At 34.1% G+C, this 5,218-nt stretch carries 5 protein-coding genes; 1 reads left to right on the forward strand and 4 read right to left on the reverse strand.

Translation table 11 applies throughout. The features are described 5' to 3' along the window. Nucleotides 1-30: 30 nt before the first annotated feature. The 4 genes from ccoG to MVY38_RS02020 form a co-directional block, all read right to left on the reverse strand. Complete coding sequence (ccoG, locus tag MVY38_RS02005; RefSeq protein WP_297483016.1) at nt 31-1,485, reverse strand: cytochrome c oxidase accessory protein CcoG; 1,455 nt, start codon at nt 1,483-1,485, stop codon at nt 31-33. Nucleotides 1,486-1,500: 15 nt separating this feature from the next. Continuing rightward, nucleotides 1,501-2,136 (reverse strand): recombinase family protein, encoded by a 636-nt coding sequence (locus tag MVY38_RS02010; RefSeq protein WP_297483019.1) that lies wholly within the window; start codon nt 2,134-2,136, stop codon nt 1,501-1,503. Nucleotides 2,137-2,240: 104 nt separating this feature from the next. Then, nucleotides 2,241-3,440 (reverse strand): conjugal transfer protein TraF, encoded by a 1,200-nt coding sequence (locus tag MVY38_RS02015; protein ID WP_297483022.1) that lies wholly within the window; start codon nt 3,438-3,440, stop codon nt 2,241-2,243. A 15-nt stretch (nt 3,441-3,455) separates the two neighbouring features. Further along, nucleotides 3,456-4,559 (reverse strand): hypothetical protein, encoded by a 1,104-nt coding sequence (locus MVY38_RS02020; RefSeq protein ID WP_297483026.1) that lies wholly within the window; start codon nt 4,557-4,559, stop codon nt 3,456-3,458. A gap of 132 nt (nt 4,560-4,691) precedes the next feature. Between MVY38_RS02020 and MVY38_RS02025 the strand changes: the two genes are divergently transcribed. After that, nucleotides 4,692-5,218, forward strand: a 527-nt coding sequence (locus MVY38_RS02025; RefSeq protein WP_297483029.1) for a homocysteine S-methyltransferase family protein, incomplete at its 3' end; no start/stop codon positions are given.

Raw genomic sequence — 5,218 nt, forward strand, 5'->3', positions numbered from 1 at the left:
AAGTTTATCTTATAAATTGTTAAAAAAGAATTATCTCGCTTTGTTTAAGATGTCTTCTTTTGGAAATGCAAAAGTTGTCTCTCTATAAATAGAGATTATTTTATCAGGTTTTCCATTTTTATCTAGTGCATACGCATGAATTTTAATAGGAATTAGTGTATCTTTTCTTTTATTATCAACAAGCACATCCGTTGTCACAAGTGTTACAATTTTTTTCTTCTTAACGCTTGGAACAACTCTAAAAGGTTCTGAAGGTTTCATAATTTTAATCGTACCATGAATATTTTTTGGTGTTATTACTGAAAAATAGAACTTCATTGGTTTTCCTTCAGTATTTTGTAACAAGAAAATATATGAATTTTCAACTTTAAATTTATGATTAGGCATAGATTTTAGATCGTAAAGTCTTGTTCCTTTATTGATATTTAAAAGCATATGCTCTTTTGTTGAACTCATATATGCTAATGCAACCATTAAGATTACTAAAATACCCATATAGCCTAAAATTTTAGGACGGAAATATTTAGTTTTACCTTTTCTCTCTACAATCTCATAATCACTTGACCATGTAACAAGAGATGGTTTCCCAAGTTTACCCATAACAGTTGTACAAGCATCTACACATTCGAGACAGTTAATACACTCAAGCTGTAACCCTTGACGAATATCAATATGAGTAGGACAAACTGTCACACATTTTTCACATGTTGTACACTCTGAGCTAGGATCCATCGCCCGCAAATCTTTCTGTTTTGTAACAAGTTTTTTATGAACCCCATGGTCATCTTCATAAATTTTACCACCTCTATGCTCATCATAAAGTGCCATTACAGTATGTTCATCATATAAAACAGACTGAACACGAGAGTAAGGACAAACATAAATACAGAAGTTCTCTTTTAAAAATACAATATCATAAATCAAAAATGCAGCAATACCTAAAACAAAACCAAGCATCGTACCATGTTCAGCGGGGTGTTGCAAATATTGAAAAAATGTCTCTGGAGGAATAAAATACCACATAAAGTCAGCACCAGCTAAAAGTGCTAAAACTGTCCATATAAGAATAGCAATGACTTTTTTCACTTTATTTTCTGCCAATGACATATCCGGATCTTTTTGTTTGTTTCCAATACGCTTACGCAAATGCAATAATTTCGTTTCAATTAAATCACGATAAATTACACGAAAAGTCGTTTGCGGACAAACCCATCCACAAAACACACGACCACCCATAACTGTCATACCAAAAATGGTAATGAACATTAACATTAATAAAAATGGCATAAGATAAAGCTGTTGCATATCAAACTCTACAAAAGCAAGATCCAGTTTCATTTTATCAAAACTCAATAAAAAAAACTGATGCCCATTAATATGTATCCATGGCAATATAAGGGCAACTGCTGTTGCTATAGCATATGCATAATAACGCTTCATTCTCCAAGGTTTAGGAATCTCTGTTCCTTTTTTGTCTTTACTCATTTTTTTCTCCTCTTTTTATTGTGGGCAGACAATAGTACTTATGACTTTTTCTTCCGCATTATCTCTATTTTCTGGTACCAGCGAACCAGAAGCAACCTGTTTTAGCTCACGAGATTCAATGTAATCTTTGAGTGAACTTCTACTTACATCTAAAAGGCGAGCCATTTCACTAACGCTTTTTCCTTCTCTTATGTAAGCAAGTAATTCACTAATATAAACATCAAATTTAGAACTTGACTTACTTCCTTTTGGACGACCAATTACACGCTTCGCATTCTCTTGCAGTTTTTGACGCAGCTGATCCATCAAGCCGAGTATTAACATCGCACTACTTTGTTGGGACATAATAACAGAATGTTTTATAAAATGAACTTTATATTCATTTTTCAATAAACAGCTTGCCATCTGTACCAAATCTTCCATATTGGTGCTTAAAACCCATACATCATAAACCAAAAGTGTTACCTTTGAATGTGATTGAAAATACTCTGTCACATCCTGTCTTTGATCTAAGCGTTTGTTTTGTGATGTATGGTCTAAGAACTCTTCATCAATAGTAAGATTATTTGCAATTGCGTAAGAATCCACATGTTGTAATTGCTCATGTGCGGCAAGAAAGTTTTTATCTGGGCGGATATATGCTATAACCATGGCGACAAAACCTCTCTATTTTTTAAATTTCATCGTCATTATAGCGACTTATGACGAATAAAGTCAATTAATTTAAGCTTTAATTCGTCATAAATTAAGAATTGTTACCAACCTATGCCTAAACCTACTACATACCTTCTATCTTCTAGTTGTCCTAATTCAGAGCCAAGTTGCTCTTGATATGTTGCAAATTGAAGTTTTAAAATAGCTAATTGCATATCAAAGCCTGCTGTATATGCACCTTTATAAAGTCCTGCGTTTAGCGTTGCCATAAACCATGAGTTATCAAGCAGTCCCAAACTGGCACCTGCACGAAGATGGTTCATCACATCGTAGCCGATGTCAGCATTGTCATACTGATCTTGAGATCTATATGGATTATAATTACGGACTCTTGCCTGTTGCGAATTAAATATATCTACATAATCAACATCAAATTTCAAAGAGTTTGACCAAGAGATTTCTGGAGAGATTGAAGCTCCGATATTTGCACTAAGAGGTTGTGCACCATAGGCATCAAAGCTCATATTTCCTATATTCATCACACTTAAACCAAGAGCTGGGTTCCATGTTTTATTTGAAAATTCATACAAAGCACCTACATCCATACCAAAACCAGAGTTATCGACTTCATATGTATCTTTCAAATATTGGACAATATCATCTTTATGCTGCGTCACTTCTCCAGTATCTAAGCCAGCTTCATATGATTTTTGTTTTATATATTTTACGCTCACACCTATTGTCACAGCTCCATTAAGTGCTCCTCCTAAAAAATCGCTATTTATTCCATTATATTTCTTTGCACTTGCTAAAAACAGTCCTCCATAAAGCCTGCTATGTGTCTCTAAAATTCCATTTGCTCCTCCATTATTATGAGGAATAAAGTTTACATCAGAAGATGCTAAAATACCAAAAGAGTAGGCTATATCATTCTGTGCATGATAAGAGAATGATGTATAATTAGATACATTAACATTAAATGCTTCTCCTGAGTACTTATTAGTGACAGCAAGTATCTCATCAGTAGTATCTGCATTATTCAAATCATCTACGAAATTTTTAATATCTTTAGATCCAGAAACACTTACTCCAAGTATCTCTGCTTCAATACCATGACTCTTTTTAATTTTTATGATTCCAGCAGGATTGCTAAAGATAGATGAAGAGTAGCCGCCAACTGCAGTATTTGCTCCCCCCATACTCATAATACGAGGATCTTTATATAAAAACTCTTGTGTGGACATATCTGCATAAAGAAGACTACTAAGTGCGATAAGTGATAATGGTAATATTTTTTTCATATTTTTTTCTCCTGCTTATTGTTGTAGATAATTAATAATGTCATTGACTGTTATAGTACTATTAGTATCTCCATTTGTTCGAACATCCATAATCTCTTGCTTAAAATCTTTAACAGATTGAGCTACATCATCGTCTCCGGAAACTGCACTAATTGTATTAGTACCATTATTAATGGTATCTACAAGTAATTGAGCAACGCTTAAGGTATTGTTTGTATCCATTACAACAGGACAGGCATGACAGCCAGGTATTGGCTTTATTATTTCACCTGTTGTACTATCTTCCATCCCTTGACAATTATCCTTACTACCATTTACATCACAATATCCATCTGTAATTACAGTTGTATTATTTGTATCTCTGTTTATGCTTTTTGCCAATCTATAGAAGACTTTAGTCTGCCCATTATCAGTATAAGTAACATTCACATCAGCAAAAGTATAATTCCCTGAAAAAGTCACAGTTGAAGCACTAATGCTTGCGTCAGATGCAGCCGTATAGCTACTATTTACAGCCCATCCCAAAGCATCTAAACTTGCACGCATATCATCAGGAGTAGTACCTGATTTGGAATCTATAGAATTAACAAGAGTATTTACATTTCCCGTCAAGTAAGTAATTGTATTTGCAGCTTTAATAGTCTCATTAAAGCCTATATAAAGACATGCATTTGTTAATCTAGAGTCATCTTTTGTATTAAGATTCGTCCGAGAACATAAGCTAATTGCTGGATAATTACCACCAGCTTGTATTGCATTTAAAAAATAGTCATTAGCTTTAGATAGGAGAGGAAGAGAGTTGCCCGTCTTTTTTGCATCAACACTTGTTAAAAAAGAGGTAAAGGCATTTCCGTTATCATCCGCATTGATAAGCATATCAGCAATATCACTCACACTATACCCCGATTTACCCATATATGCAGCTGCAAGATTCATATCTAAATCACTTTGGGTATATGCTGTTGCACATCTTCCCTGTAAATCAGAAATAGCACTGTCATATCTACCTTCATCAATGGCTTTTTGCACATCTATCCTACATGTTGTGTCATTATTACCACAACCAGCAAACATTACAGCCATTGCTACAAGTGCTACTGAAATAACTTTTTTATACATTATCACTCTCCTATTAATTGTCGTCAAATATTATATCAGATAATTTTTTAATTCTAATAAAACAGACAAAGCCATTTTTATGTTCTTATAAGCTAAAATAGCAATAACTATTTTCTATAAAAGATTTGACACATGACAACAAAACAGTACATTTTAGAAACCATTAAAAAACATCCACTTATTATAGATGGGGCAATGGGTACGCAACTCCAGCAACGCGATGAGCAGATTCCAAAAGAGGCTTGGCAAGGGAATGAGGGGTGTAATGAACTACTTAATGTAACTGCTCCTGAGATTATGAACGATATATTTCATGCCTATCTTACAGCTGGTGCAGACTTTATTACAACCAATACTTTTGGCTCTTTTGCATGGGTTTTAGATGATTACGGTATAAAAGATCGTGCTTATGAACTGACACGAGCTGGTGCAGAATTAGTCAAAAAGCAATGTGAAAAATTCTCAACTCCAGAGCATCCCCGTTTTTGTTTAGGCTCTATTGGACCAGGAACAAAACTTCCCTCTTTAGGGCATATTACTTATGATGAAATGTATGCAGGTTATACTGAATTTTGTTTAGCACTTATTGATGGAGGAGCAGATATTTTTCTTATAGAAACTGCACAAGACCCACTCCAAATAAAAGCAGCATTGCATGC

This window comes from Sulfurimonas sp. (genome assembly GCF_027056685.1).
Classification (GTDB): domain Bacteria; phylum Campylobacterota; class Campylobacteria; order Campylobacterales; family Sulfurimonadaceae; genus Sulfurimonas.

Excerpts from the sequence above, each read along its gene's own strand:
- ccoG (WP_297483016.1), bottom strand. The coding sequence starts at position 1,485 with ATGAGTAAAGACAAAAAAGGAACAGAGATTCCTAAACCTTGGAGAATG.
- MVY38_RS02020 (WP_297483026.1), bottom strand. The coding sequence starts at position 4,559 with ATGTATAAAAAAGTTATTTCAGTAGCACTTGTAGCAATGGCTGTAATG.
- MVY38_RS02010 (WP_297483019.1), bottom strand. The coding sequence starts at position 2,136 with ATGGTTATAGCATATATCCGCCCAGATAAAAACTTTCTTGCCGCACAT.
- MVY38_RS02015 (WP_297483022.1), bottom strand. The coding sequence starts at position 3,440 with ATGAAAAAAATATTACCATTATCACTTATCGCACTTAGTAGTCTTCTT.